The sequence below is a fragment of the Allobosea sp. OAE752 genome, assembly GCF_050433265.1.
Classification (GTDB): domain Bacteria; phylum Pseudomonadota; class Alphaproteobacteria; order Rhizobiales; family Beijerinckiaceae; genus Allobosea; species Allobosea spartocytisi.
In genome coordinates this window covers 317,319-343,454 of the sequence record NZ_JBNPXO010000006.1, presented here as the reverse complement: position 1 = coordinate 343,454, position 26,136 = coordinate 317,319, and the positions used below count along the sequence as shown (strand labels likewise).

General features: G+C 66.8%; 23 protein-coding genes. 11 read left to right on the top strand and 12 right to left on the bottom strand.

Annotated elements, in window-relative coordinates; translation table 11 throughout:
* Positions 1-24 precede the first annotated feature (24 nt).
* Genes GGC47_RS18160 through GGC47_RS18150 form a run of 3 tightly spaced genes read left to right on the top strand, consistent with a single transcriptional unit; the run spans position 25 to position 3,624 of the window.
* The gene (locus GGC47_RS18160) at positions 25-1,311 is read left to right on the top strand and encodes an MFS transporter (RefSeq protein ID WP_112763707.1); all 1,287 of its coding nucleotides are present in this window, start codon (positions 25-27) and stop codon (positions 1,309-1,311) included.
* Positions 1,304-2,206 (top strand): amidohydrolase family protein, encoded by a 903-nt coding sequence (locus GGC47_RS18155; protein ID WP_142023195.1) that lies wholly within the window; start codon positions 1,304-1,306, stop codon positions 2,204-2,206. Before GGC47_RS18160 ends, GGC47_RS18155 begins: the two co-directional genes overlap by 8 nt.
* Entirely contained in the window at positions 2,203-3,624 is a 1,422-nt protein-coding gene (locus GGC47_RS18150) for an FAD-binding oxidoreductase (protein WP_142023194.1), read from the top strand. The genes GGC47_RS18155 and GGC47_RS18150 overlap by 4 nt, the downstream gene beginning before the upstream one ends.
* A gap of 74 nt (positions 3,625-3,698) precedes the next feature.
* Here GGC47_RS18150 and GGC47_RS18145 read toward each other — a convergent pair whose 3' ends face one another.
* From GGC47_RS18145 to GGC47_RS18120, 6 genes are all read right to left on the bottom strand, one after another.
* The gene (locus tag GGC47_RS18145) at positions 3,699-4,982 is read right to left on the bottom strand and encodes a cytochrome c (RefSeq protein ID WP_142023193.1); all 1,284 of its coding nucleotides are present in this window, start codon (positions 4,980-4,982) and stop codon (positions 3,699-3,701) included.
* Positions 4,983-4,993: 11 nt separating this feature from the next.
* A complete protein-coding gene (locus GGC47_RS18140; RefSeq protein ID WP_038363401.1) occupies positions 4,994-5,536 on the bottom strand; it encodes a (2Fe-2S)-binding protein in 543 nt (180 codons plus the stop codon).
* Positions 5,533-8,358 carry a xanthine dehydrogenase family protein molybdopterin-binding subunit gene (locus GGC47_RS18135; protein WP_113252944.1) on the bottom strand — a complete coding sequence of 942 codons (2,826 nt, stop codon included), beginning with the start codon at positions 8,356-8,358 and terminating at the stop codon, positions 5,533-5,535. The genes GGC47_RS18140 and GGC47_RS18135 overlap by 4 nt, the downstream gene beginning before the upstream one ends.
* A gap of 87 nt (positions 8,359-8,445) precedes the next feature.
* Positions 8,446-9,636: a hypothetical protein gene (locus GGC47_RS18130; RefSeq protein ID WP_142023192.1), complete on the bottom strand. Its 1,191-nt coding sequence runs from the start codon at positions 9,634-9,636 to the stop codon at positions 8,446-8,448.
* Between the two features lie 43 nt (positions 9,637-9,679).
* Complete coding sequence (locus GGC47_RS18125) at positions 9,680-10,579, bottom strand: DUF1989 domain-containing protein (protein WP_142023191.1); 900 nt, start codon at positions 10,577-10,579, stop codon at positions 9,680-9,682.
* Between the two features lie 14 nt (positions 10,580-10,593).
* Positions 10,594-10,776, bottom strand: coding sequence for a ribbon-helix-helix domain-containing protein (locus GGC47_RS18120; RefSeq protein WP_038363396.1), 183 nt, complete (start codon positions 10,774-10,776; stop codon positions 10,594-10,596).
* Positions 10,777-10,928: 152 nt separating this feature from the next.
* On the opposite strand from GGC47_RS18120, the gene GGC47_RS18115 reads away from it, so the two are divergent.
* From GGC47_RS18115 to GGC47_RS18090, 6 genes are all read left to right on the top strand, one after another.
* Positions 10,929-11,618, top strand: a complete 690-nt coding sequence (locus GGC47_RS18115) for a GntR family transcriptional regulator (protein WP_038363394.1) — start codon at positions 10,929-10,931, stop codon at positions 11,616-11,618.
* A gap of 320 nt (positions 11,619-11,938) precedes the next feature.
* On the top strand, positions 11,939-12,613 hold the full coding sequence (locus GGC47_RS18110) for a flavin reductase family protein (protein ID WP_142023190.1): 675 nt from the start codon (positions 11,939-11,941) through the stop codon (positions 12,611-12,613).
* A 126-nt stretch (positions 12,614-12,739) separates the two neighbouring features.
* Positions 12,740-13,858: a BMP family ABC transporter substrate-binding protein gene (locus GGC47_RS18105; RefSeq protein WP_142023189.1), complete on the top strand. Its 1,119-nt coding sequence runs from the start codon at positions 12,740-12,742 to the stop codon at positions 13,856-13,858.
* Between the two features lie 134 nt (positions 13,859-13,992).
* Positions 13,993-15,063, top strand: coding sequence for an ABC transporter permease (locus GGC47_RS18100; RefSeq protein ID WP_248311171.1), 1,071 nt, complete (start codon positions 13,993-13,995; stop codon positions 15,061-15,063).
* Entirely contained in the window at positions 15,060-15,980 is a 921-nt protein-coding gene (locus tag GGC47_RS18095; RefSeq protein WP_142023188.1) for an ABC transporter permease, read from the top strand. The genes GGC47_RS18100 and GGC47_RS18095 overlap by 4 nt, the downstream gene beginning before the upstream one ends.
* Before the next feature lie 7 nt (positions 15,981-15,987).
* On the top strand, positions 15,988-17,550 hold the full coding sequence (locus GGC47_RS18090; RefSeq protein WP_429068583.1) for an ABC transporter ATP-binding protein: 1,563 nt from the start codon (positions 15,988-15,990) through the stop codon (positions 17,548-17,550).
* Positions 17,551-17,643: 93 nt separating this feature from the next.
* Here the strand turns inward: GGC47_RS18090 and GGC47_RS18085 are convergent, their stop codons facing one another.
* Positions 17,644-18,549, bottom strand: coding sequence for a LysR family transcriptional regulator (locus GGC47_RS18085; protein ID WP_429068582.1), 906 nt, complete (start codon positions 18,547-18,549; stop codon positions 17,644-17,646).
* 132 nt (positions 18,550-18,681) lie between these two features.
* Between GGC47_RS18085 and GGC47_RS18080 the strand changes: the two genes are divergently transcribed.
* Together GGC47_RS18080 and GGC47_RS18075 are read left to right on the top strand one after the other, a co-directional pair.
* Complete coding sequence (locus tag GGC47_RS18080) at positions 18,682-19,869, top strand: MFS transporter (RefSeq protein WP_142023186.1); 1,188 nt, start codon at positions 18,682-18,684, stop codon at positions 19,867-19,869.
* 23 nt (positions 19,870-19,892) lie between these two features.
* Positions 19,893-20,981, top strand: a complete 1,089-nt coding sequence (locus tag GGC47_RS18075; RefSeq protein WP_142023185.1) for an alpha/beta hydrolase — start codon at positions 19,893-19,895, stop codon at positions 20,979-20,981.
* 210 nt (positions 20,982-21,191) lie between these two features.
* Here GGC47_RS18075 and GGC47_RS18070 read toward each other — a convergent pair whose 3' ends face one another.
* From GGC47_RS18070 to GGC47_RS18050, 5 genes are all read right to left on the bottom strand, one after another.
* Entirely contained in the window at positions 21,192-21,923 is a 732-nt protein-coding gene (locus GGC47_RS18070; RefSeq protein WP_142023184.1) for a DUF108 domain-containing protein, read from the bottom strand.
* Between the two features lie 91 nt (positions 21,924-22,014).
* Positions 22,015-22,410 carry a carboxymuconolactone decarboxylase family protein gene (locus tag GGC47_RS18065; protein ID WP_038363377.1) on the bottom strand — a complete coding sequence of 132 codons (396 nt, stop codon included), beginning with the start codon at positions 22,408-22,410 and terminating at the stop codon, positions 22,015-22,017.
* A 46-nt stretch (positions 22,411-22,456) separates the two neighbouring features.
* On the bottom strand, positions 22,457-22,804 hold the full coding sequence (locus tag GGC47_RS18060) for a RidA family protein (RefSeq protein WP_133560792.1): 348 nt from the start codon (positions 22,802-22,804) through the stop codon (positions 22,457-22,459).
* A gap of 26 nt (positions 22,805-22,830) precedes the next feature.
* Positions 22,831-25,152 carry a molybdopterin-dependent oxidoreductase gene (locus tag GGC47_RS18055; RefSeq protein ID WP_142023183.1) on the bottom strand — a complete coding sequence of 774 codons (2,322 nt, stop codon included), beginning with the start codon at positions 25,150-25,152 and terminating at the stop codon, positions 22,831-22,833.
* A 34-nt stretch (positions 25,153-25,186) separates the two neighbouring features.
* Entirely contained in the window at positions 25,187-25,933 is a 747-nt protein-coding gene (locus GGC47_RS18050) for a GntR family transcriptional regulator (protein WP_185748055.1), read from the bottom strand.
* Positions 25,934-26,136: the final 203 nt, after the last annotated feature.

Sequence of the window (26,136 nt, the reverse complement as noted above, 5' to 3'; positions counted from 1 at the left end):
AGGCGAATGCAAGGGAGGTTACGAATGCCGACATCTTCAAGCACGATCGCGCCGGTCGAGGATACCAGCCTGACCGGCTTCTACAGGGACATGACCGTTCCCGAGAAGCGCACCTTCTGGGCCTGCGCGACGGGCTGGGCGCTCGACGGCATGGACTTCATGATCTATCCGCTGGTGATCGGCACGATCATTATGCTCTGGCAGGTCGATGCCGGCACCGCGGGTCTTGCCGGGACGGTAACCTTGCTTGCCTCAGCGCTCGGCGGCTGGGGAGCCGGCTATCTCGCCGACCGCATCGGCCGGGTCCGTACCCTGCAGCTGACGATCATCTGGTTCTCGTTCTTTTCGCTGCTCTGTGCGTTCGCGCAGAATTTCGAGCAGCTCCTCATCTACCGCGCCTTGCTGGGCCTCGGCTTTGGTGGCGAATGGGCCGCGGGTGCGGTGCTGATGGGCGAGACGATTCGCGCGCAATACCGGGGCCGGGCCGTCGGCTCGGTCCAGTCGGGTTGGGCCGTCGGCTGGGGGCTCGCCGTGCTGGCGCAGGCCGCGCTGTTCTCCCTGCTGCCGGCCGAGCAGGCCTGGCGCTGGATGTTCGCGATGGGAGCGCTGCCGGCGCTGCTGGTCCTCTATCTGCGCGCCTATGTGAAGGAGCCGGAGGTCTCGGTCGAGGCTCGCGCCAAGCTGGCCATCTCCGGCGATCGCCCGTCGATCCTCGAGATTTTCCAGGGCCCGATCCTGAAGACGACCATCCTCGCCTCGCTCGTCACCACCGGTTGCCAGGGCGGCTACTACGCCATCACCTTCTGGGTGCCGCGTTTCCTGACGACCGAACGGAAACTCTCCATCGTGAGCTCGACCGGCTATCTCTCGGCGCTCATCATCGGCTCCTTCATAGGCTACCTCGTCGGCGCGTGGTTCGCGGACAAATACGGCCGCCGCAGCCTGTTCCTGACTTTTTCGCTGGGGGCTATGGTGGTCGTCCTCGCCTATACGCAGCTCCCACTCTCGAACGAGCTGCTCTGGGTTCTCGGCTTCCCGCTCGGCTTCTTCGCCTCCGGCTATTTCTCCGGCATGGGCGCCTTCTTGACGGAACTCTATCCGACCAGGCTGCGCGGCTCCGGCCAGGGCTTCTGCTATAACTTCGGGCGCGGTGTCGGCGCGCTCTTCCCCTTCCTCGTCGGCTATCTGTCGCAGATCACGACTCTCGCCAACGCGATCTGCCTCTTTGCTCTGTTCGCCTATGTGCTGTTTTTCTTGGCCGCCTATGGGCTGCCGGAAACGCGCGGCAAGGTGCTGCACGCCGATGGTTGAGATGAATTCTGCAATCGAGCCGGCGCCAGCTTGCCCAGGGCCCGATCCCCATCCGCACCGGCCGACGCGCTTTGTGGTGCCGCAAGGCGCAGTCGATACCCACGCCCATGTCATCGGGCAGCCTCCGGCTCACCCTTTCGTGGCCGACCGCAGCTACACGCCGGGACCAGCCACACCGGAAAGCTACCTCGCTATGCTGGACGCGACCGGCATGACCTATGGCGTCCTCGTCCAGGTCAGCGTGCATGGCATGGACAACAGCCTGATGGTCGAGACCCTGAGGGCCAACCGCGAGCGACTCCGTGGCATCGCCGTCATTCCGCTCGGCCTGCCCGACCGTGAGTTGGCGGCGCTCAAGGAGGCTGGCGTTGTCGGCCTGCGCCTCAACATCCTCTATGGCGGCGGCATCGGCTTCGACCAGCTGGACGACTATGCCGCGCTGGCCAGGGAGTTGGGCTGGCATCTGCAGTTCCTGATCGATGCCAGGGACCTGCCACCGCTGGGGCCGAAGCTCGCCCGGCTGCCCGTCCCCTTCGTCGTCGATCACTGGGGACATTTTCCGGTCTCGCGCGGTATCGCCGATCACGGCTTCCGGACGCTTCTCTCGCTCGTGCGCGATGGGGCCTGGGTCAAGCTTTCGGGTGCCTACCGCAACACGGTTGAGGGGCCGCCCTACGCCGACACGATCCCTTTCGCCCGCATGCTTCACGAGGCTGCACCCGAACGCTGCGTCTGGGGTTCCGACTGGCCGCACGTTGCGCACTGGCAGCATATGATGAATGTCGGCGACCTGCTCGACCTCCTCGCCGACTGGGTGCCCGATCCGGCCGGCCGTGCCCGCGTCCTCACCGAAAACGCGCACCGCCTCTATGGCTTCGGGCAGCAAGGCTCATGACAGATTCCACCGGCCCATACGACGCGCTCCTGGCGGTGCTGCACTCTGTCCTGGGTGACGCCGGTCTCGTCCTGACCGGTGAAGCCATGTCGCCTTACTGCGTGGACTGGCGTGGCGAGTTCGGTGCGCCTGCCCTCGCCGTGGCCCGGCCAAAGACCGTCGATCAGGTCTCTGCCGTGGTGCGGGTCTGCGCCGAACGGAACATCGCGATCGTGCCGCAAGGCGGCAATACCAGCCTCGCTGGCGGCGCGGTTCCGATTGCCGGACGCGCCCAGATCGTGCTCAGCCTGTCGCGGATGAAGGCGATCCGCGCCATCGACCCCGTCGGCATGACCATGACGGCCGAGGCCGGGGTCGTGCTCGAAACCGTGCAGGCGGCGGCGCGGGAGCATGAGCTGCTCTTCCCCATCAGCTTCGCGGCGCAGGGCTCCAGCCAGATCGGCGGCATCATCTCGACGAATGCCGGCGGCATCAATGTGCTGCGCTATGGGATGACGCGCCAGCGCGTGCTTGGGCTGGAAGCGGTCCTTGCCGATGGCTCGATCGTCGAGGGCCTGCGCCATTTGCACAAAGATAATGCCGGATACGACTGGAAGCAGCTCCTGATCGGAGCCGAGGGCACACTCGGGATCGTCACCGCGGCGAGCCTGCGCCTGGCACCTCGGCCGAAACATAAGATCACCGCGCTTCTCGCCGTGCCCGATCCAGAATCTGCGCTGGCCTTGCTCAGACATGCCACCGCCGAGCTCGGCGACGCGATCGCTGCTTTCGAACTGATCTCGCCGTCCGCGCTGGCTCTGGTGAAACAGCATTTCGGGTTGAAGCCGCCGATGGAGATGCAATCCTGGGCGGTGCTGATCGAGGCAGCGGCGAGCCTGTCAGGTTTGCGCGACGCGATGGAAGCGGCTTTGACGATGGCGCTGGAGGCTGGGGACGCCAGCGACGGCGTGATCGCCGAGACGGAGGCGCAGGCCGCGGCCCTGTGGGCCCTGCGAGAGCATGTAACCGAGGCCGAGCTGAAATCCGGACGCAGCGTGAAGCATGACGTATCCGTGCCGATCAACCGCATCCCCGATTTCATTCGCGATGCCACGAGCGCCCTGCACAATGCCTTCGACGGGCTACAGCTCGTCGTGTTCGGCCATGTCGGGGACGGGAACGTCCATTTCAACGTGCTTGGCGCTGCAGTCGAAGCCAAGGCGGCCATCAACCGTACCGTCCATGACGTCGTGGCCGGACATCAGGGCAGCATTTCCGCCGAACACGGAATTGGCAGCTACCGGGTTTCCGAACTTGCTCACTACAAGCAACCGAGCCAGCTCACATTGATGAGGACGTTGAAGCGCGCGCTAGATCCCTTCAACGTCTTCAATCCCGGAAAAGTCCTCAATGACGGAAGGTCGTTTTCCGAGAAGTGATGCTTGCCGTCGACCTCGATGACGATGCGCCGACGGCTGGGAAGGAGATTACCGGGCCGCGAGGCGAGCTGACCTCACCGCAACTTCGCAATCTCCTCATCCGTCACGATCGGCTGCCGCCCGCCCCAGCGAGCCCGCATCCAGTTCGTCAGGTCGGCGAGCGCCTTGTCATCGAGCAGCTCGGTGAAGGCCGGCATCGCCTCCATGCGCTCCAGCCCAGGAAAGCGCTGGGCGGGAATGCCGTGGAGCACGGCGCGGACGAAGTTCCGCGGGCTCGCGAGCCGCAGCGAGGCGTTGGTCGACAGCGGGATTGCGACATGCGGGATGCCCTGGCCGTCGGCGCCGTGGCAGCCAGCGCAAAGGTTGAGATAGGTGCCGCGCCCCGCCGCAGCGACGGGTGCCGGAACCTCCACGGGCGCGGGAGCCGGCGGCGGAACCGGCGTTGCGGGCAAAGCGTCGAGGTCGAAGAGATAGGCGGCCATCGCCTGGAGATCGCCCTCACTCATGTACTGCGTGGAGAAATGGACGACCTCGAACATCTGGTGCGTCATCGAGCCCTGTGCCGACAGGCCCGACTTCATGAAACGGGCGAGCGTCAACGGGTCGAACCCCATCCGCGCGAGGCCTTCCTTCGTGATGTCAGGCGCCTCGACCCCTTCGATCACGGCGCCCTTCAGATAGGCGCCGGATTCCATCCCCTGGAGCAGGTTGCGCGGCGTGTGGCATTCACCGCAATGACCCAGCGCATCGACGACGTAGCGGCCGCGGTTCCAGGCTTCGGATCGCGCGGCGTTCGCGGCGAAGCCCTCTCGCCGCAGGTTGAAGAGGTTCCAGAAGGTGAGGGACTGGCGGATGTTGAACGGGAAGGAGAGCTCATTCTCCCGGCTCGGCACCCGCATCGGCTCGCGGGTCATCAGATAGGCGTAGACGGCGTCGACGTCCTCCTCGCTCATCTCGCGATAGGAGGCATAGGGCATGGCCGGGTAGAGGTGCCGCCCGCCCTTGCCGACGCCGTCCCTGACCGAGCGATGGAACTCCGCCCGGGTCCAGGCGCCGATGCCGAATTCCTTGTCCGGCGAGATGTTGGTGGCGTAGAGCGTGCCGAAAGGCGTCTCGAAGGGCAGCCCGCCCGCCCAGGCGGCGCCGTCCTTGGCGGTATGGCAGGCATAGCAGTCGGCGGCGACCGCGACATAGGCGCCGCGCTCGGCGAGCCGCTTCATCTCGTCGGCGCCGAGAGGGCGCTCGACGGCCTTGGAGACCACGCTGGTCTCGAGCGCGCCGAAGAACACGCTGCCGGCGACGGCAGCCCCGGCGAGGATCACGGCTGCGGCGGCGAGCAGGAGAGTCCGTTTCTTCATCGCCGGCCCCGTCACCCGCTGACCAGGCCGGGCGTGGCGAGGATGAGGTCGCGTACGGCCGTATGGTAGCGCACATAGCCGGTACACCGGCAGATGTGCTTGTCGAGCGCTTCGGTCACGACCTGTTCCAGTTCCGCACGGGCGACCGGCTTGCGCTTCAGCCGGTCGATCAGGACGGTCGCGCCCGTGACGAAGCCCGGCGTGCAATAGCCGCACTGGAAGGCGAAGTGCTCGATGAAGGCCTGCTGGACCGGCGACAGGACGATCTCGCCCTTCGCGTCATGCCTGGCGTGCCCCTCGACGGTCACGACCGTCCTGCCGGCGAACCAGTGCGCGCCGGTGATACAGGTGCGCATCTCCCTGAGCGCGCCGCCCTCGCCTTCGACGATGACGGTGCAGGCGTGGCAGATACCTTGGCCGCAGCCCATGCGGGAGCCGGTGAGGTTCAGGTACTCGTGCAGGAAGTCCTGCATCATCAGCCCTTCCGGCACGTCGACGGGGCCGACCGGCCTGCCGTTGACGGTGAGGGCGAGCGGTTTCGTCTCGGTCGTCATGACAGGGCCTCCCGGATCTTCTCGGGCGTGATCGGCAGGTCGTGGAAGCGCTTGCCGATCGCATGCGTGACGGCATTGGCGATGGCCGGCACCACGGCGATCATCACCACCTCGGCGATGCCCTTCGGCGGGTCGCTGTCGGAAAGCGGGGGCAGCACCTCCGCCGTCTGCGACCAGAGGGCGACGTCCTTCGCGCGTGGCAGCTCGTAGCGGTTCCAGTTCCAGGTACCGTCGCCGGGACCGTCCTCGTAGAGCGGCAGATACTCCTTGAGGGCGTGCCCGATGCCCATGGCGATGCCGCCCTGGATCTGGCCGGAGACCAGCTCGGGCACGACCTGCCGGCCGCATTCGAGGATGGAGTGGTGGGAAAGCAGGGTAACGGTGCCGCTGCCGATATCGACCGAGACTTCGGCGAGGGTCGCCATCGGCGCGTAATAGGTGACGCCGGCATTGTTGCGTTGGGCAGGCGGATAGGACACTGCGGCCCGCTCGATGAAATGCCAGCCACCCGTCGTCATCGACCGCTTGTGCTCCTCCGGCGCCCCTTCGCCGTAGCGCAGGGCGAGCGCATCGATCGACAGCCGCAGGCGGCCGCGCTCGGGCACGTCGAACTCGGCTTCCGTCCATTGCCAGCGGTTGAAGGTATGAACCGTCACGCCGGTCGGCAGGCCGAGGCGATGCGCTTCCGCCGCCACCGCCTCGAAGGCGAGCGGGGGCATACCGCCTGCGTTGATCATGCCGCCCCCGAGCCGCAGATCCTCGCGGCGCACGTCGTAGGGCGCGAGCGCGCCGCCGCCGGTCCCGCGTGACCAGAGCGACCTGGCCGCCGGCCAGAGCGCGAGGTCGACCAGGATTCGGGCCGCCTCGCGCGTCGCATGGCCGAGATAGTAAACGCTGTTGGTCGCGCTCATCGGCGAGGTGATGCGGGGTGTCCAGCGCGGGTTCTGCTTGCGCCGGTCTTCCTCGTCCTGGCTCAGCGTATAGGGCTCGTCCGTCGTCTCGAGCGGCATCTGCGGCCAGCGCACGACGCCGTACTCGGTCTCGTCCGGCACGCGTCCCAGAATCTCGCCGACCATGATCGCCTGCGAGGTCGTGACGCCGGGCCCCATCTCGTGGGCGACGTGGCGGAAGCTGATCCGGCCGCGCGGGTCGAATTCGAGCGAGGCGAGCGCGGCTTCCGCGCCGGTGCCGTAGTCCTTCTGCACATGGCCATAGCCGACACCGTATTTCTTGCCCGGATTGGCCGCCTCGAACGTCTTCTTCTTCTGCGCGCGCTCGCTCCAGAGCGGATGCGCCCTGGCCTTGAGCAGGATCTCCTCATTACGCAGCGCGCCCGCCGGAATGGCGCCCTGGGTGTTCTTCATGCCGGAGCGGAAGACGTTCCTCAGCCGGAGCTCGATCGGATCGATCCCGAGCAGCTCCGCCGCCTCGTCGACCATCATTTCGGTCGCCGACATCGACTGGAGCGTGCCGTAGCCGCGCGTGGAACCGGCCTCGACCGCCCGCGACGCGAAGGCGGCGGCCGAGAAGTCGCTCTGCGGCAGATAGTAGATCGACTGTGCTGCCGTGGCGCCGACGAAGGCGACGGAGAAGGAGTAGTTCGCCCGCCCGCCGCCATCGGTCCTGAAATGCCCGGTCATGATGCGGAATTTGCCGGTGCCGCGGTCGACGACCAGCGTGTTGTCCATCCAGAAGGCATGCCGCTTGAGGCCCGTCTGGAACTGCTCGAAGCGGTCGTTGGCGAGCCGCACCGGCCGTCCCTCGCCATAGAGGCCGGCGAGCACGCAGAAGAGCGGGAAGATGTAGTGGTCCTTCGTCCCGTAGCCGACGGTGTAGCCGACCTTGAGGTCGACCTCCTTCAGCGGGAATTTCGACGTCGACACCAGCTCGGCCGAGACCTCCGCCACCTCATAGGGCGACTGCGAGGCGGCCATGACGTGGAGCACGCCGGTCGCGGCGTCGTACCAGACATTGCCGTTGTCGGCCTCCATGGCGGAGGCGTCGATCGACTGCGAGAAATAGCTCCGCTTCAGGACGAGCGCGTCGCTGCCGGCTGCGGCGATGTCCTGCTCGATCTGCGCTGCGGCGGCCATGCCGCGCGCCATGGCATCGCCCTCGCCGGGGCTCGGCCAGACGGCCTTGTCGCCGGAGAACTTGCCGAAGATGACGCTGTCCTTGAACGGCGAATAGCGGTCCTCGGCCTCGGGCGAGCCGCCGTCGATGCGCACATAGCGCGAGGCGCCGTAATGCGGCGGCTGGTTGTAGGGGGTCGCCGCGCCGTAGCGCACGACGCTGTCGTCGAAGCGGACCTTGCGCTTGGCGGCGTCGTAGCGGGCGAAATCGCGATAGATCAGCAGCGCGACCGGCTGGCCGAGCAGGCGCGGCGTCTCGCCCTTCGGCACCAGGAAGACGTCGCCGAAGAAGTCGGGATGGGGCACCTTGATGCCGTCCGCGACGAGATCCTCGTGCAGCACGATCCGGTCGGGCTTCAGCGCCTCGCCGAGAACCGTCAGGTCGATGCCCTCGAAGCTCCTGTCGGCCTTGGTCGCGTGGAGAAGGAAGGCGTGCGACTGCTCGCGCGGCCAGCCGGGAAGGTCCGCGGCGCGATAGTCGCGCGCGAAGGTCTTGGCTCCGGTGACCTTGGCGATGGCATCGAGGCGATAGCGCGGCCGGCCGGCGGGCGTGAGCCAGTCCGGGCCGGGCCGCGGCGGCGTCTCGATCAGCCGGGCCCCGGCCGGCGGCGCGAGGAAGGAGACGTTGAGCGCGACGCCCGCCGCCGCTCCAGCCCGCAGGAACCCTCTGCGTGAAATGCCGGCTCCCATTCTTCTCCTCCCGCCCTGCGTATCCGCGCTAACGGCGCCGCCCGCCGATCTGCGCCTGTCGTTGAGTCGAGGGCGCCAACGCGCCCGTCACTTCCAGTCGATCTGGCTCGGGCCCTGCGCGTACTCGGTGCTCGTCTGCCACGGCCAGGCATTGCTCAGGAACGGCGCGAGAGGCGGCAGCATCACCTGTTCGCCGGCTTGGGCCGCCAGATCGGCCATCGCCTTGCGCGTGCCGTCGGTGAGCAGCTCGGAATCCATCAGGTAGTAGTCGTTGAAGAACACCTTGCCGAGCGCGCGATCCGCCACGATGCGGGCGAGCAACTCCAGCATCTGCTGCGGCTTCGTCGTGAAGGCGGAGGTCTCCAGCAGCAGCAGGCGGGTGTTGATCGCCTCCCGTCCCATCTGCTGGGCGAGCAGCGTGAACAGGATGTTGTTGCGCCGGGTGACGTAGAGGGTGTTGGTGGCGGCATAGGTCCGCTCCCAATCGGCCCCCAGCATGCGCCGCCAGTCCTTCAGAACCGTGGTCCAGTGCTGGACCTGGGCAAGGCCGGCGATCTCGGTGGTCTTGCCGATCAGCGGGCGCAGCCCCTGCGCGAAGGCTTCCAGCTCCGGATAGGTGAAGCTGCCCTTGGAGAGGCAGGCGTCGAGGAAGGCGATGTTGCGCGTGATGAGATCGCGCAGCACCGTGCGCTGCTCCGGCGTAAGCTCGATGGCATCGAGGCTGCCGAGCGCCTCGTTCAGACTGGCCCGATAGGCCGTCGCCGGAGCGCGCCAGGACGTGTCCCCGGCCGGATCGCGCACGGCGGTCGCGACGAGCTGGAAGATCGCCATGGAGCTGTGCGAGACCGACTTGACCAGCCGGTAGACCGGCGCCACCGGCGGCGCGACGATCGGCGCCTTCCCCGGCGGGTACAGGATCATCGAGCCGCCATCGCCGTTGAAGAGACCGATGATGATCGGGCTCTGCTCCCGCAGGTTGCGGATGAACTTCCTGAGATTGTTGTCGTAGATGCCGAACATGACGTTGTTCAGCTCTATGACCTTCCTTTCGGCGGCCGTCGCCTCCCGGCGCACCATGCCGTCGCCCAGAGCCTCGTCCAGCCGGCCGACATCGCCGGCCTGTGGCTGGCTGGGAGCGCCGGCCACGACGTCCATGAATCCCGGGACCTCCTGCGCGACCGCCGCGCCGGGGGCCGACGCGGAGAGCAGCGCCGCAAGCAGCATGGCCGGATAATGGCGCGCACGGAGCGCTTTCGCAGCGCATGTCATCTCGGTCATCCCCTCTTCGACTTGGTATCATGAAGGTTATTAAGATTCGAAATCAGCGGGCGAGCTGTTCTTCCTCCCACCAGCTGAAGAGGATGTCGCGCAGCGCTGCGCCATCGTCGTCATAGAGATCGCTGCGCTTGAGCTGGTCGAGCAGGGCCTGCTCGTCTTCGTCGAGCGGCACTTCGACGGTGGTGGTCCGGATCGGAGCGTTCACGAACTCGGCGACATAGGTGGAATCGCGCCGCAATTCCCTGTCGGCCTTGATCCTCTGCTGCCTGAAGTCCGCGACGGTCCGTTGCGTGCGCCAGACGGGCAGGACGGGGACCGCGTCGAGATCGGCCTCCGTCGCCTGAAGAATGCTGATCCTGGCCGGCTTCAGCGAGAAATTGCTGGTGCGCATCACGTCGGCCCCGCAAATATTGGGCACGGCCAGCACGTCCATCAGGGCGAGGAAGTCGACATGGTCACCCGGCTTCGACGTCTGCCGGGTGATGTAGGGCCGCCCAGCGTCGTCAACGCCCGTCTCCATGAAGAGGTTGAAGGAGTCGTGGACGTCGTCTGGGGTCAAGCCGTATTCGCGCTGCGCCTCCGCCTGGATATCCTGACAGTTGGTGTGCGTGCAGTACCCGTAGACGGACTCGTAGAGATTGGCGCTGCAGCGCGGGAAGAGCACGTCGTTGGCCCCGGCCGTGTCCGCGGCGATGAACATCATCGCCCGTTCGCGCGGCGGCGCGGACCACAGGAAGTCGCCCTTCGTCGGATGCAGCCCGTGCAGCGTGCGGGTCCGACCGGCGTGGAAATATTCCTTGTAGTCGTGCAGATTGAAGCAGTTGAAATCGAGGCATTGGCCGCCGTCGATCTGCTCCAGGCGCAGGATCTGGCCCTTGCGGACCTCGAGCGCCTTGCCCGTGCCCGGCTCAAGGACGAAGTCGAGAAGAATCTCTCGCGTCATCGGCTGCCCTCTGCTCAACCGACGGCCAGGCTCGGGCGAGTTGCCGCGCCCTGCTCCGGCAGGTGGCGGGCCGCATAGCGCCTCAGCGCATGCCGGATGAGGGCGGCACGATCCTCCGCGAGGCCTTTGGCCAGGGTCCGATCGACGAGTTCGAGCTGCTGCTGGTTCAGCGCGATTGTGACAATGCGTGTTGCCATCCGGGATGCTCCTGCCTGCCTCGCGTTGAGGACCTATTCATGTATACGTGATTAAGGATCAGATTGGCAATCATGAATTCGTTGCATGCGCGCGGACGGCGATGCTGCGCATACTTGCGCCTCGAGCGACTCTTGCGATATCCCCGTGACCCATGGAAATCTCGTCGCGGTCCGACATTGCCTATCAGGCGCTCAGGCGCGCCATCATCGAGCAGGCGCTCGCGCCGGGAACCAAGCTGCGCGAGGACGAGATCGGCGCGCATTTCGGGATCAGCCGGACGCTGGTCAGGGCGGCCCTGATGCGGCTCAGCCAGGAGGGGCTGGTTGAGATCAAGCGCAAGCGGACGGCAACCGTCGCCATCCCGAGCCTCGACGAGGCGCGGGAAATCTTCGAAGTCCGGCATTGCCTGGAGCAACAGATCGTCCAGCGCCTGACCGCCCATTGGCGGCCCGAGATGGGCGAGACGCTCGAGGCCCATGTGAACGAGGAGGAGGCCGCGGCCCAGCGCGGCGACACCGCCTCGGCAAGCCGGCTCGCGGGCGAATTCCATATCGTCCTCGCGCGCCTCGCCGGCAATGCGCTGCTTGCGCGCTATCTTTCCGAGGTGGTCTCGCGCTGCTCCCTGATCCTCGCCGTCTATGGGCGACCGCATGTCGCCGAATGCGCGACCGCCGAGCACAGGAACGTGATCGCGGCGCTGCGCGCGCGCGATGCTGCGGCGTCCATCAGCATCATGAACGAGCATCTTCACGCCGTTGAGGCGCGGGCGCTGCCCAGGCCTCAGGAGGCCGAGGACGTCAGGATCTCCGATATTCTGGCGCGCTACAGCACGGCCGGGTGAGGCGCCCTTCCCTGGCTCGACGCCGGCGAGATGACGCGTCGCCGGGCTTCTCGCCGCCTTTCATGCCTCTCTCCTGATCTCACCGAAGCTCGGGCGGCGCATGGCGCCTCTCCGCATCCGGCCGACGATGCTCCCGGTCGCACTCCCGGCGTGTTTCGTGCATCGACGCGAAATCGGTGCCGATGCTTTTATGTGCATTTTCGGCAACGCGATGCACATATTGTATTCTTGAATATCAGAATCATGCATACGAGAATGTTCGTCATTCAACGGAAGTTGTGCGCGACATCGCGGGCATCTTCCCGTCCAATCGAGGGGCAATGACCAGCTCGCACACCCTCTTCGATTTCGCGGCGCTTACCGCCCGCCAACGTTACAAGCTGCTGATCGGCACCGTCGTGCCGCGCCCGATCGCGCTCGTCACCACGGTCGACGAGGAGGGGCGGGTGAACGCCGCGCCCTACAGCTTCTTCAATTGCCTCTCGGCCGATCCCGCGATCGTCGCGCTCGGGGTCGAGAACAAGCCGGACATGGCGTTCAAGGACACGGCGCGAAATATCCGGATGACCGAGGAATTCACGGTCAACATCGTGTCGGATGCCCTGGTCGAGCGCATGAACGTCTGCGCGGTCCCGTTTCCCGCGACGGTGGACGAACTCGCGCAGGCGGGCCTCACCGCCGTTCCCGGCTCACAGATCAAATGTCCGCGGATCGGCGAGGCGCCGGCAAGCCTGGAATGCCGCCGCTACGTCACGCTCGAACTCGGCCGCTCCCGCGAGATCATTCTCGGTCAGGTGGTCGCGGCCCATATCCGCGAGGACGCCGTCGATCCCGAGAACCATTACGTGGATCAGGCGGCGATCGACGCGATCGGCCGCATGGGTGGGCACGGCTATGTACGGACCCGCGACTATTTCGACCTCCGCACGATGACGGCGGAGGATTGGGACAAGGCGCCGCCGCCGGTGCGGACGCCCGTCCCCGCGGAAGCCTGATGGATACGGCTCGCGCGGCGCATGGCCGCTTCCGGGGAGGGCCCGGCGATGCCGAAACGCAAGAATGACTCGCAAGGCGAAGAGCCAGCGAGGGCGGCGGTTTCCGGTCAGAGGGGAGTGACGAACATGACGGCAGCAGGGATCTCGCGGCGGAGCCTCGTCTTGGGGGCCACGACGGGCGCTGCGGCGCTCGCCTCGGCCGGATGGCCCGGCGCGGCCGGCGCGGCAGACAAGCTCGTCGTCGGCGTCATCTATGTCGGCACGCGCGGCGATTTCGGCTGGAACCAGTCGCACGCCACGGCGGTCGAGGCCCTGAAGACGGTTCCGGGCGTTTCCGTCGTCGAAGAGGAGAACGTGCCCGAGACGCTCGCCGTGGCGAACACCATGAAGTCGATGATCGAGCTCGACGGCGCGAAGCTGATCTTCGGCACCTCATTCGGCTATTTCAATCCGTTCATGGTCGATATCGCCAGGCAGTACCCGGATGTGCAGCTCCGCCATCCCACGACGCTCTGGTCGGCCGACAAGCATCCCGCCAATCTCGGCGGCTATTTCGCCTATATGGACCAGGCGCATTACGTGAACGGCGTCGCCGCCGGGCTGTCCTCCAAGACCGGCAAGATCGGCTACGTGGCGGCGAAGCCCATCAGTCTCGTCCTGCGGACCATCAACAGCTTCATGCTGGGCGTGCGCAAGGGAAACCCTGGCGCGACCGTCAAGCTCATCTTCACCGGCGACTGGTCCCTGCCGGTGCGGGAGGCCGAGGCCGCGAACGCGCTCGCGAGCGCGGGCTGCGACGTCGTCGCCTGCCATGTCGACAGCCCCAAGGTCATCGTCGAGACGCTGGAGCGGCGCGGCGTGAAGAGCTGCGGCCACAACACCTCGCAGGCTGCCCTCGCACCCAAGGGCTTCATCACCGGCGCCGAAACCAAGTACGAGACGATCTACAAGGGCTTCGCGGAGCTGCTCGCCAGAGGCGAACCGCTGCCGAACGTCGCGATCGGCGGGTACGACAAGGACATGGTGACCAGCACGCCCTTCGGCGCGGGCGCGAGCGAGGAGGCACGCCGTGCCGCCACGGAAGCGATCGCGGGCCTGAGGGCGGGGCAGCCGATGTTTGCCGGCCCGATCAGGGACAACAAGGGCAACGTGATCGTCGCCCCAGGCAGCGCGCTGGGCAATTACGCGCCCGAGCTCGAGACCGCGAATTATCTCGTCGAGGGCATCGAGGGATCGGTCACCTGAGGTCAGCCGGACCGGAAGGCGGCCCGCTCTGCCTCCGCCCGGCTCCGCAAGGCAACGTCTGGAGCTATGGCGGCGAGATGGAAAGACCTGCGGTTTCCGGAGATCAAGCGACGCATGGCTCGGCGGGCTTCGCGATGCGGGGAGCGGACGAGCTCCGCCGGGCTGCCGAGTTCGTCGTCGTTCCCGCGCTCGCGCTCGCCATCTCGGCCGCGATCTTCTCGGCGATCCTGCTCGCCATGGGACAGTCGCCCGCCGCCTTCTTCCAGCTGCTCTGGCGGGGCGCATTCGGCACGGCCTTTTCCTGGCAGAACACGCTTCAGCGCGCAGCGCCACTGATCCTGACCGCGCTCTGCGTTGCGCTTCCCGCCCGCGCCGGTCTCATGATCATCGGTGGGGAGGGAGCTTTCGTCATGGGCGGGCTCGCCGCCGCAACCGCCGCCCTGCCGCTCCTCGGCTGGGCGCCCGCCCCTCTCGTCCTCCTGCTGATGGCGATCGCCGGAACGGCGGCCGGCGCGCTCTGGATCGGGCTGGTGGGCGTGCTCCGCCATCGGCGCGGCGTCAACGAGACCATCGCGAGCCTGCTCCTCGCCTATATCGCGGTCGCCGTGCTCTCCTTCCTGGTCGAAGGTCCGCTGCGCGATCCAGCCTCGCCCAACAAGCCGTCGACCCATCCGATCGGGGCAGAAACCATGCTCGGTCCGATCCCGGGCACCTCGGTGCACTGGGGTCTGGTGGCCGGCCTCATCGCGTGCCTAGCGGCCCATGTGCTGATCAGCCGGACGACAACCGGCTTCGCCATCCGGATCGCGGGCGGCAATCCGCACGCCGCGCTCGGCCAGGGACTGCCGGTCGGGCGCCTGCTCGTGCTCTGCTGCCTGCTCGCGGGGGCGGCCGCCGGCCTTGCCGGCTTCTTCGACGTGGCGACGGTCCACGGTGCCGCCAATGTCTCTCTGGTGGCGGGCTACGGCTTCACCGGCATCCTCGTCTCGTTCCTCGCCCGCCACAACGCGCTCGCAATCCCGCCGGTCGCGATCCTCTTCGGCGGGCTCAGCGCCGCAGGAGGCCTGATCCAGCGGCGGCTCGGCCTCCCCGACGCGACGGTCGCGCTCCTCGAAGGCGTGATCTTCGTGACCCTCCTGACCAGCGAGACGCTCTATGGGCGCTTTGCGATCTTCCAGCCTCGCGGCGCGAGGCAGCGGCCATGACCGATGCCGGCCTTTTCGCGGTCCTCGTGGCCATGGTCGCCGGCGCGATCCGCGTGTCGACGCCCTTTCTCTTCGTCTCGCTCGGCGAATGCCTCACCGAGAAGTCGGGACGTGTGAATCTCGGGCTCGAGGGAACCCTCGTGCTCGGCGCGATGGTCGCCTTCGCCGTCTCCTACCATAGCGGCAATCCCTGGCTGGGCGTGGCTGCCGCTGCGGCGGCCGGCTTCGCCCTTGGTGCGCTCCACGGCGCGATCTGCCGCCTGCCGCGCGTCAACGATGTCGCAATCGGCATCGCGATGATGTCGTTCGGCACCGGTCTCGCCGTCTTCCTGGGCAAGCCCTACATCCAGCCGACTGCGCCCCGGCTTCCCTCACTCCCGCTTGGCGATTGGCTGGGCATCCCGTCGCTCGCTCTCGCGCTCGACGTCAGCCCGCTCTTTCTCCTGGGCATCGCGCTGGCCTTTCTGCTCGACTGGGCGTTTCGCAACACCCGCGCCGGCCTCGTCGTCAGGGTCACGGGGGACGACGCGGCCGCGGCCCGCGCACTCGGCATCGCCGTCGACCGCGTGCGCCTCATCGCGACTGCGCTGGGCGGGGCGAGTGCCGGCATCGGCGGGGCCTTCCTGTCGCTCTTCTATCCCGGAAGCTGGAACGAGGGGCTGTCGTCGGGACAGGGGCTGATGGCGGTCGCGCTCGTGATCTTCGCCCGCTGGCAGCCGCGGCGCTGCCTCGCCGCCTCGCTTCTCTTCGGCGCGGCCGGCGCGCTCGGACCGGCGCTCCAGTCGATCGGCGTCACCGCGGGCTATTATTTCTTCAACGCAGCTCCCTACATCCTGACCCTCCTCGTCATGGCCGGCACGGGCAGTGCCCGTCGCGCCGCCCGGCACGCGCCGGGCGAGCTCTCGATCACCCGGTGAGGGAGGCATGATGCCCGAGGCGCTCACCATTCCAGCCGCAAGGGGCGCAGCCCTCGAAGCCATCGGCCTTTCGAAGCGGTTCGGCGCGTTCCAGGCGCTCGACCGCGTCTCGCTCAAGGTCCCGGCCGGCGAGTTCCATGCGCTTTTGGGCGAGAACGGCGCCGGCAAGTCGACGCTCGTCAAATGCCTGATGGGCTTCCACCGCGCCGATGAAGGGGAGGTGCTGCTCGACGGCCGCGAGGCCCGGATCCGCAATCCGCGCGAGGCGCAGGCGCTCGGCCTCGGCATGGTCTACCAGCACTTCACGCTGGTGCCCTCGCTGACGGGTGCCGAGAATCTCGTCATCGCGCGGCGCAACGCGCCCGCCGTCATCGACTGGGCAGCGGAGAGGCAACGGCTCGATGCCTTTCTCGACCGCACGCCGTTCCGCGTGCCGCTCGATCGGAACGTGGGCGCACTCTCGGCCGGGGAACGGCAGAAGCTCGAAATCCTGAAGCTGCTCTACCTCGACCAGCGCTTCATGATCCTGGACGAACCGACATCGGTGCTGACCCCGGCCGAGGCCGACGAGATGCTCGGGCATCTCAAGGCGATGGCCGAGCGCGGCGAGATCACCGTGCTGATGATCACCCACAAGTTTCGCGAGGTGAAGGCGTTCGCCGACGCCGTCACGATATTGCGGCATGGGCGGATCGCCGGCTCGGGGCGCGGGCTGACGACCCGGGAAATGGCCGCGATGATGGTCGGCGAAGCGCCCGGGCCGGACAAGGGCAAGGCGGTGCAGCCGCTCAGGCGCGAGATGCCGCGGTCGCACGAGCCTGCGCTGGAGCTCGCCGGGCTCTTCGCCGAGGACGGGGACGGCAGACCGGCCTTGCGCGGCGTGAGCCTTAAAGTCGCTGCGGGCGAGATCGTGGGCTTGGCCGGGGTCTCCGGGAACGGACAGAACGCGTTGGTCGAGGCCTGCTGCGGACAGCGGCCGCTGACGGATGGGCAGATCTTCGTGAACGGGCGCGATTTCGTGCCGACGCGGCGCGCCTTCGACGAAGCCGGCATGTTCGTCGTGCCGGAGGAGCCGCTGCGGAACGCTGCCGTCTTCGGAATGTCGATCGCCGACAACATCGCCTTTCGGCGTTTCGAGAAGCCGCCCCTGAGCCGGCGCGGCTGGTGGCTCGATCGTCGCGCGATCAGCGCGGCCGGCCGCGAGCTGATGGCGCGCTTCCGTGTCGCCGGCCCCTCGCCCGACGCTCCGATCGGAGCGCTGTCGGGCGGCAATGTGCAGAGAGCGGTGCTCGCGCGCGAACTCTCCTCCGAGCGGATCTCCGTGCTCGTCGTCGCCAATCCCTGCTTCGGCCTCGACTTCGCCTCGGCCGCGGACATCCGTGCGCGCATCGTCGAGGCACGGAACAACGGTGCGGCGGTCCTCCTCGTCTCCGAGGATCTCGACGAGGTGCTCGAGCTTGCCGACACGGTCGCAGTGATCTCGAACGGCCGGATCACCTACAAGGCGCCGATCGCCCATGTCGATCGCGGCAGCCTGGGAGTGTATTTGGCCGGTGGATCCGACGGCTAGGCTTGCTCTCGGGATCGCCGGAAAATCACCGGCGTGTCGGGGTCGCGCCGCGAGCTGACCTTGGCGCATTGCCCGAAAGCGGACCCCAACGATTCAGGGACCTGCCGGACGTCGGTGGCGCAATGCCTCGACGATCACCTTGAAGGCCGGGAGGTTCTGGCGGCGGCTGGGATAATAGAGGAAATAGCCGTCGAAGAAGGGCGACCAGTCGTCCAGCACCTGGACCAGTTCGCCCGATGCGACCTGACGCCCCACGATATCGTTCGGTACGTAGGCGATGCCGTAGCCGTTCACCGCCGCATCGATCATGGCGTAGGAATTGTTGAAGGTGAGCTGACCGCCGACCCGGACGCGCAGCTCCTGTCCATCCTTCTCGAATTCCCAGGCATAGAGTCCGCCGGCTGTCTCGTGGCGCATGTTGATGCAGACGTGCCGGACCAGATTCTGCGGATGTTGCGGTACGCCGTGCATGTCGAGATACGCAGGCGATGCCACGGCCACCAGCCGCCAGTCCGGGCCGATCCGCACGGCGATCATGTCCTTCTCGACGCTCTCGCCCAGCCGGACACCGGCGTCGAAGCCCTCCTCGACGATGTTGCGGAAGGTGCTGTCGAGGATCAGCTCGACATGGATGTCGGGATAGTCCCGGAGAATCGGCTTCAGCTTCGGCCACACGACGCTTTCGAGGGCGTGGTCGGAGAGCGTCAGCCTGATCGAGCCCGACGGCTTGTCACCCAGCGCCGTCAGCGCCGCGATCTCGTCCTCGATTTCGGCGATCCGCGGCGTGATGGTCTGGAGCAGGCGCTCGCCGGCGACGGTCGTCGCGACGTTGCGCGTGGTGCGGCTTAGAAGGCGAACGCCGATGCGCTCTTCGAGTTGCTTGATGGCGTAGCTGATCGTCGACTGCGCGACGCCGATCTTCGCCGCCGCCCGGGTGAAGCTGTGCTCCTCGGCGACGACCTGAAACCACTTGAGCTGGTTGAGATCGGTCTTGTCCATAAGGCTTCCCGGTCCTGGCGCAGGCGAGATTAATCGACTTCATCGATTAGTTCATTCAAATTCAGACGGGTAATCGTTCGAAGGTTGAACCGCTATTTTGCACTGCAGCAACGGATGCAGGAGCGAAGCAACATGGCGGTCACCGCCGTATCGCATGAAGGAACCAAGTCGATCGCCTCCTGGGGCGCCGTCTTCTCGATGGCGCTCTGCGTGGCGATGCTGATCGCCTCGGAGTTCATGCCGGTCAGCCTGCTGACGCCGATGGCCGAAGGGCTGAGCGCGACCGAGGGGCAGACCGGACAGGCGATCTCGATCAGCGGCCTCTTCGCGGTGGCGGCGAGCCTGGTCATCACCACCGCTGGCGGGACGCTGAACCGGAAAGGGATCCTGGTCGCGATGACGGCATTCATGCTGATCTCGCTGGCGCTGGTCGCGGCCGCCCCGAACTTCGCCGTCCTGATGCTCGGTCGCGCCCTGCTCGGGATCTGCATCGGCGGCTTCTGGGCCCTGGCGACCGCCGTGATCATGCGGCTGGTTCCCGAGAGCGAGGTGCCCCGCGCGCTGGCCCTGATGTATGGCGGCCAGGCTATCGCGGCGGCCTTCGCCGCGCCCGTCGGCAGCTATCTCGGTGAAATGTTCGGCTGGCGCGCGGTGTTCTGGGCGCTGACGCCGATCGTCGCCGTCAACCTCGTCTGGCATCTGCTCGCGTTGCCCTCACTCCCGGCGCGCCAGCGGCAGGATGTCCGGACCATGCTCGGCCTGCTGAAGCGCCCGTATTTCCTGCGCGGCCTCGTCGCCTCGATGCTGTCCTGGGGCTCGGCCTTCACGATGTTCACCTATCTGCGCCCGTTCCTGGAGCTGGTGACGGGGGCGGATGTGACGACGCTCTCCATCCTGCTGCTGGTGCTCGGTTGCGCCGGCTTCGTCGGAACCTGGGCTTCCGGTCGGTTTCTGAGCGGCAGCGTGGCGCCTCTCCTCAGGCTTCCCGCGCTGCTGATGGGCGGCTGCACGCTCGGCCTCCTGCTGCTTGGCGGCTCGGTCGTCGCGGCCGGGGTTTTCCTGGCGGTTTGGGGCGCCATGAACACCGCCATGTCGGTAATCTGGATGACCTGGATGTCGCAGAACGCGGACGATGCGCCGGAGGCCGCCGGCAGCCTGATGGTCGCCGCGATCCAGGCCTCGATCCTGCTCGGGGCCGTCGTCGGCGGGATGCTGCTCGATGGCCTGTCGATCTTCGCGACCTTCATGGGGAGCCTGATCCTGGCCGCCATCGGCATCGCGCTGATCGGCAACGGTCGACGCCTGCTGAAGCCCGAATAGTCACGGAAGAACAGGAGATATCGATGGATACCAATACAGCCCCGGCGTCGACCCCACACCTGGATCGTCGCGATCTGATGAAACTGACCGGTGCGGGCGCCGCCGTCTTGGCAGCCACCCCTCTCTTCAACCTCTCCCACGCAAAGGCTCAGAGCATGCCAGCGGACTGGGACAAGACCTTCCCGAAGAGCGAGAAGGTCGATCACCAGAAGGTCTCCTTCAGGAATCGCTACGGCATCACCCTGGCGGGCGATCTGTACCTGCCCAAGGACCGGGCCGGCCGGCGGCTGGCGGCGCTGGCCGTCGGCGGTCCATTCGGCGCGGTGAAGGAACAGTCATCGGGGTTGTATGCGCAGACGATGGCGGAGCGCGGATTTGTCACGCTGGCCTTCGATGCATCCTTCACCGGCGAAAGCGGTGGCGAGCCCCGCAACGTTGCCTCGCCGGATATCAACACCGAGGATTTCAGTGCCGCCGTCGACTATCTCGGGCTTCATCCCTCCGTGGACCGCGAGCGGATCGGCGTCATCGGCATTTGCGGCTGGGGTGGCATGGCCTTGAATGCGGTCGCCGTGGACAAGCGGGTGCAGGCCGTCGTCGCCAGCACCATGTATGACATGACCCGCGTCATGTCGAAGGGCTACAACGACAGCGTGACGCTCGAGCAGCGCACGCAGGCGCTGGAGCACCTAAGCCGGCAGCGTTGGGACGACGCCGCGAACGGAACCCCGACCTACCAGCCGCCCTACAACGATCTGAAGGGCGGCGAGGCGCAGTTCCTGGTCGACTACCACGACTATTACCGGACGCCGCGCGGATACCACCCGCGTGCGGTCAACTCGGGCCATTCCTGGACCCGGACGACGCCGCTCTCGTTCATGAACATGCCGCTCCTGACCTACATCAAGGAGATCTCGCCACGCCCGGTCCTGCTGATCCACGGCGAAAAGGCCCATTCGCGCTACTTCAGCGAAACCGCCTATGCGGCCGCAGCCGAACCCAAGGAACTGATGATCATCCCGGGCGCCAGCCACGTCGATCTCTATGACAAGGTCGACGCGATCCCGTTCGACAAGTTGACCAGTTTCTTCAACCGGCACCTCGCCGCCTGACGAAAGCCGGGATCGAAGGAAGTGGCGGCGACCCGAGCGCAACCGCTTCCCTTGGCAAGGGTGCATCGAATGACACCGGGCACAAACCTTCGTCGCGCCTTGGGCGGCTTGACTTCCGGGTCTTCGCCCATTTCGGCCCTGGCAAATATCCGTTCAAGCTGGCATCGCCCGCGGTGCGTTCCGCGAGCGAGCGTTTCAACGAAGACAGCGTCAGCCGACCCAAATCGGGCGGTAGCCATTCCGCAGGGCAGCGATGGCACTGGCGGCCACAAGCACGGTACCGCGCTCCGCGTCCGTCACCGGATCGATGCAGACACGAAATGACCCGTAGGCGCCGTCGGCCTCGATGGCGAATCTGCGCTGCTCCCCGTCGCCAACCGCGACGTGATCGACCGGCGTCCGGTCCAGGCCGCGCGAGGCGAAGGCGGCGGTGGCAATGACGTTCACGCCACGGCTCCTGCCAACGACGGAGCGCGCATTATCGATCACCCCCGACGCGACCGGATTCGACGCCGTGCAGGCCAAGATCGAAACAGTCGAGTCGGGGTCGACCGCCATGGCGGAAAGCGCGTCCAACCCGCCGATCGCGCCCGGCAGCAATCGCAGGCGATGCCCCGTCTGCCCCGCGACCTCGCGCAGATCCCGTTCGAGCGCCGTGGAGACGAGGGCCGCGGCGCCGACCGTCCAGACGTCGGCAAGACGGAGAAGATCGGCTCCGTAAGCGTTGAGTGCGCTCGGCCCGGTGAAGTCAATCAGAAGATCCGGCGCCAATGCGCCGATGCCGGCAAGCGTGTCGACAACAGGGAAACCCACCTTGTCGGCCGCCGCGACATTCCGCTTGAGGACACCGACGACTTGCCAGTGCGCATCATCCTCCGCCGTCCGCAGGCTCAGGAATGTCCTGGCGATACGACCCAGCCCGACAAGACCCACACGAAGCATCGCTCCATCCTCGCGCTCGGAGGAAAATTCCCCGGAGGCGCGACACGCCGCCGGGTGCCTGCGATCGGCCGATCGCTGACGACCGCCGCGGCTATCTCTCGAAGGCCGGGTCGATCGGCACGCGATACCCGTTCACCAGTCGGTTGGTTTCATTCGCCATGCCGACGACCGCAATCAGTTCCTGGAACTGTTCAGGCGTCATGCCCGCCTTGGCGGCGGCAGCGCTGTGGCTCGCGATGCAGTAGCCGCAATTATTGGTCACGCTGACGGCGACGTAGATCATTTCCTTGACGAGTGGGTCGAGCGCGCCCGGCGCCATTACCTCGCGGACGCTGTCCCACGTCCGGCGCAGGGTCTTCTCGTCATTGGCGAGGTATTTCCAGAAATTGTTGACGTCGTCGAGCTTCCGCGCCGACTTGATCTCGTCATAGACGGCTTTCACCGCATCGCTGGCTTCGCTGTATTCGATCGCTTTCGGGCGAGGCATCGGCTGTCTCCCAGGGTTCATGCGGCCGGATTGCTTTCGGGGGCCTTCACGCGGCCGCGACGACCATGATCTCGACGAGGATATCGGGGTAGGCCATGTCGCCCGTGACGCAGGCGCGCGCCGGCGCGTGATCAGGGTTGACCCAACCATCCCAGACCTCGTTCATGGCCTTGTAGTCGTCCATCGACTTCAGCCAGATGATGCTCGACAGGATCTTGGTGCGGTCACTGCCGCATTGCGCGAGCATGTCGTCGACCTTCGCCAGCGCCTGGGCGGTCTGGCCGGCCACGGAGACCGAGCGGTCATCCGCCACCTGCCCCGCGAGATAGACCGTGCCGTTATGCACCACGGCACGGCTGCGGCGCCCGTTCGAATCGGCTCTCTTGATCAGCATGGATATCTCCGCGCGGGTTGGCGTCTTCAGGAGCGGTTGACGATCAGGGGCGGATCGAAGGCTGTCACGGGCGGCACATCGCCGTCGTGGCGCTCGATCTCGACGAGGCAGGATTGCGCGCTCGGCCCCTGCCCCAGGCGCGACGTCCCCAGATCATGGGTCAGGACGTTGGGGTTGCCGTGCTTTTCGAGGCTCCCGGAGACACCCGGCATCGCTGGGTCGAACCAGGCGCCCGTGGCGAGCTGCAGGACGCCGGGGCGAACCGCCTCGGACAGCACCGCCGCCGCAAGGCAGGCGCCGCGATCGTTGAACAGGCGGACGATATCGCCATCGCCGATCCCGCGGGCCTGGGCATCGGCCGGATGAATCCGGACCGGCTCGCGCCCCCGGATCTTGGCGGCGCGGGAATGCGAGCCCTGATCGTATTGGCTGTGGAGCTTGGTCTTGGGCTGGTTGGAGATCAGATGCAGGGGGAAGCGCGCCGCCTTGCCGGCGCCGAGCCATTCCCGCGGCTCGAGCCAGGCCGGGTGGCCCAGGCAATCGTCGTAGCCGAATGAGGCGATCCTGTCGGACCAGATCTCGATCCGGCCGGACGGCGTTGGCAGGGCGTTGGAGGCAGGGTCCTGCCGGAACGCCTCGAACAGGGATGGCTGCCGTTCCGGCTCCGGGAAGAGCAGCGCCCCCTCCTCCCAGAAGGTCTCGAAATCGGGCGGGTTGAAACCCAGCCCCGCGAGACGCTCCTGCGCCGTCTCGTAGAGGAAGCGCAGCCAATCCTCCTCGGCCCGCCCCTCGGTGAAGGTCGCTTCCGCGCCCAGCACGGCAGCCAGCGCACCGAAGATATCGTAGTCGTTCCGGGCCTGCCCGAACGGCGCGGCGACCCGGTGCGAGGCCGCGAGAAGGCGATCGCGGCTGGAGCAGACGATATCGTTGCGTTCGAGCTGGGTGGTCACCGGCAGGACGATATCGGCATGGCGGGCGAGTGGATTCCACCAGCTCTCATGGACGATCGTCACCTCCGGCCGCTTCCAGGCTTCGAGGAAGCGGTTGAGATCCTGATGGTGGTGGAAGGGGTTGCCACCCGCCCAGTAGACGAGGCGGATATCGGCATAGCGCCGCTCCTGCCCGTTGAACTGATAGGGTTCTCCCGGCTTCAGCAGCAGGTCCGAGATCCGCGCCACCGGGATGTAGTCGTCGACGCCGTTGCTCCCCTGCGAGAAGGACGGCCAGGCGAGGTCGAGGATCGGGTTGCCGATGCCGTTGACCGAACCGTAGCCGATGCCGAAGCCCCCGCCGGGCAGGCCGATCTGGCCGAGCATCGCGGCAAGCGTGATCGCCATCCAGCAGGGCTGCTCGCCATGATCCGCACGCTGCACCGCCCAGGCCAGCATGATCATGGTCCGCTGGGCCGCCATCCTGCGGGCGAGGCCCCTGATCGCTCCGGCATCGATGCCGCAGATCGCGGCCGCCCACTCCGCCGTCTTGGCGATGCCGTCGCTCTCGCCCGAGAGATAGGGCAGGAATTTGTCGAAACCGGTGGTGCAGCGCGCGAGGAAGGCCTTGTCGTGCAGCCCCTCGCTCCAGAGCGTGTGGGCGAGGCCGAGCATCAGCGCGGTATCGGTATTGGGCGCGATCGGCAGCCAGGTGGCACCGAAACGCTCCTCGACATCGTCCCGGATCGGCGTGACCGATATAAGCTCGCCTCCGTTCGCCGCGAAGGCTTCCAGGCTCTCGGCCAGGATATGGCGGCCGATCCCGCCCGAGCTCACCTGCGAATTCTTCAGCGGCAGGCCACCGAACATCACCAGCATCCGGGCGTGGCGGATGATGACGGGCCATGAGGTGTGATCGGTGACGAGCCCGCGGCGGTCGCCGACGACATGCGGTACGATCGCATCGGCGGCGGCATAGCTGTAATTGCCGACGGAGCGGGTATAGCCGCCGATGGCGTTGAGGAAGCGGTGGATCTGGCTCTGGGCGTGATGGAAGCGCCCCGCGCTGGCCCAGCCATAGGAGCCGCCGAAGATCGCGCCGTTGCCGTGCTCCTTGCGGACCCGGTCGAGCTCGCCGGCCGCGATGGCGATGGCTTCGGGCCAGTCCACGGCGACGAAGGGCTCCGCGCCGCGCCCTGCCCCTATCGCGCGATGGCCCTTTTCGAGGAAGGAGGCCCGGATCATCGGCTTCTCGATCCGCGTGGGATCATCGAGCGCGCCGATCATCGAGCGGGCGATGGGAGACGGCGCCGGGTCCTGCTCGAAGCCTTCCAGCTCGGCGGGCCGGCCCTCGGACATCCGCACGCGATAGGTGCCCCAATGGGTGGCGACGGTCGGTCGTGCAGGTGTCTTCAACATCGTCGTCGCCCCGGATCGGGAGGTCAGCGGATAGTCAGGCGGTCCTTGCCAGATCGACCGGCGTCGCTGCCGCATTCGCAACTTCGTCGGACGAAACCATGCGCCAGGCGAAGCCGAGATGCTCCGAGACCAGCCGGGCGAGCTCGGGCGCATTGCGGCTGAGGAAAGCCTCGGCGATCGGCTCGTGCTCGTTGAAGGCCTTCGCCCAGTTCTCGGCCTGCAGAACCCCGAGATAGCGGGTGCGGTAGAGGCGCAGATTGAGCTGCGCGTGCATCTCGATCAGCACGGGATTGTGCGATGCCGCGGCAATCGCGAGATGGAAGGCCTGGTTGGCGTCGAAATAGGTATAGCGGTCGCCGGCATGATAGGCCTCCGCCATGGTCGCGAGATGCCGGCGGATTGCCTCGTCGTCCAGCGGCGTCGCCTTTTCGCAGGCGAGTTCGGCCGCGAAGACGTCGAGGCGGACATAGACCTCGAGCAGATGGCGGATCTCGTCATCCGACAATGCGACCACGACGGCGCCGCGGTTCGGGATGATCTCGATCAGCCGCTGCGTCGCCAGGATCTGCAGGGCCTCACGCAGCGGCGTCCGCGATATCCCGAACTGCTCGGTCAGCGCCTTCTCCCGGATCCACTCGCCCGGCTTGATGTTGTCGTGGATGATCTCGGAGCGGATATGGTCCGAAATCTGCTGGGTCAGCGATTTCGGCGCCACGACGATCGCCGGCCGCCGGGCGCTCACCGCCGTCACGGCACCACCGGGCATTGCCGGCTTGTTCATGCGCGTCTCCCCGTCGAACCGCTGGTCGATGCGAAATCGAATGCGGCGCAAATTTGATGTTGTAAACCTACATGCCTTGCGTATTGTCGACAACATGAAATCGACAATGACCATGTGATGGAGTCGATGGCCGCATCCTCGCTCCTCAGCCGAAGGACAGTGGCGGAGCCCATTTCGTCCGCCCCGGCCTCGGGCCGGCGCGA

Bases quoted from the DNA above. Each gene is read 5' to 3' on its own strand.
- GGC47_RS18160 (WP_112763707.1), top strand. From the start codon at position 25: ATGCCGACATCTTCAAGCACGATCGCGCCGGTCGAGGATACCAGCCTG.
- GGC47_RS18155 (WP_142023195.1), top strand. From the start codon at position 1,304: ATGGTTGAGATGAATTCTGCAATCGAGCCGGCGCCAGCTTGCCCAGGG.
- GGC47_RS18150 (WP_142023194.1), top strand. From the start codon at position 2,203: ATGACAGATTCCACCGGCCCATACGACGCGCTCCTGGCGGTGCTGCAC.
- GGC47_RS18145 (WP_142023193.1), bottom strand. From the start codon at position 4,982: ATGAAGAAACGGACTCTCCTGCTCGCCGCCGCAGCCGTGATCCTCGCC.
- GGC47_RS18140 (WP_038363401.1), bottom strand. From the start codon at position 5,536: ATGACGACCGAGACGAAACCGCTCGCCCTCACCGTCAACGGCAGGCCG.
- GGC47_RS18135 (WP_113252944.1), bottom strand. From the start codon at position 8,358: ATGGGAGCCGGCATTTCACGCAGAGGGTTCCTGCGGGCTGGAGCGGCG.
- GGC47_RS18130 (WP_142023192.1), bottom strand. From the start codon at position 9,636: ATGACCGAGATGACATGCGCTGCGAAAGCGCTCCGTGCGCGCCATTAT.
- GGC47_RS18125 (WP_142023191.1), bottom strand. From the start codon at position 10,579: ATGACGCGAGAGATTCTTCTCGACTTCGTCCTTGAGCCGGGCACGGGC.
- GGC47_RS18120 (WP_038363396.1), bottom strand. From the start codon at position 10,776: ATGGCAACACGCATTGTCACAATCGCGCTGAACCAGCAGCAGCTCGAA.
- GGC47_RS18115 (WP_038363394.1), top strand. From the start codon at position 10,929: ATGGAAATCTCGTCGCGGTCCGACATTGCCTATCAGGCGCTCAGGCGC.
- GGC47_RS18110 (WP_142023190.1), top strand. From the start codon at position 11,939: ATGACCAGCTCGCACACCCTCTTCGATTTCGCGGCGCTTACCGCCCGC.
- GGC47_RS18105 (WP_142023189.1), top strand. From the start codon at position 12,740: ATGACGGCAGCAGGGATCTCGCGGCGGAGCCTCGTCTTGGGGGCCACG.
- GGC47_RS18100 (WP_248311171.1), top strand. From the start codon at position 13,993: ATGCGGGGAGCGGACGAGCTCCGCCGGGCTGCCGAGTTCGTCGTCGTT.
- GGC47_RS18095 (WP_142023188.1), top strand. From the start codon at position 15,060: ATGACCGATGCCGGCCTTTTCGCGGTCCTCGTGGCCATGGTCGCCGGC.
- GGC47_RS18090 (WP_429068583.1), top strand. From the start codon at position 15,988: ATGATGCCCGAGGCGCTCACCATTCCAGCCGCAAGGGGCGCAGCCCTC.
- GGC47_RS18085 (WP_429068582.1), bottom strand. From the start codon at position 18,549: ATGGACAAGACCGATCTCAACCAGCTCAAGTGGTTTCAGGTCGTCGCC.
- GGC47_RS18080 (WP_142023186.1), top strand. From the start codon at position 18,682: ATGGCGGTCACCGCCGTATCGCATGAAGGAACCAAGTCGATCGCCTCC.
- GGC47_RS18075 (WP_142023185.1), top strand. From the start codon at position 19,893: ATGGATACCAATACAGCCCCGGCGTCGACCCCACACCTGGATCGTCGC.
- GGC47_RS18070 (WP_142023184.1), bottom strand. From the start codon at position 21,923: ATGCTTCGTGTGGGTCTTGTCGGGCTGGGTCGTATCGCCAGGACATTC.
- GGC47_RS18065 (WP_038363377.1), bottom strand. From the start codon at position 22,410: ATGCCTCGCCCGAAAGCGATCGAATACAGCGAAGCCAGCGATGCGGTG.
- GGC47_RS18060 (WP_133560792.1), bottom strand. From the start codon at position 22,804: ATGCTGATCAAGAGAGCCGATTCGAACGGGCGCCGCAGCCGTGCCGTG.
- GGC47_RS18055 (WP_142023183.1), bottom strand. From the start codon at position 25,152: ATGTTGAAGACACCTGCACGACCGACCGTCGCCACCCATTGGGGCACC.
- GGC47_RS18050 (WP_185748055.1), bottom strand. From the start codon at position 25,933: ATGAACAAGCCGGCAATGCCCGGTGGTGCCGTGACGGCGGTGAGCGCC.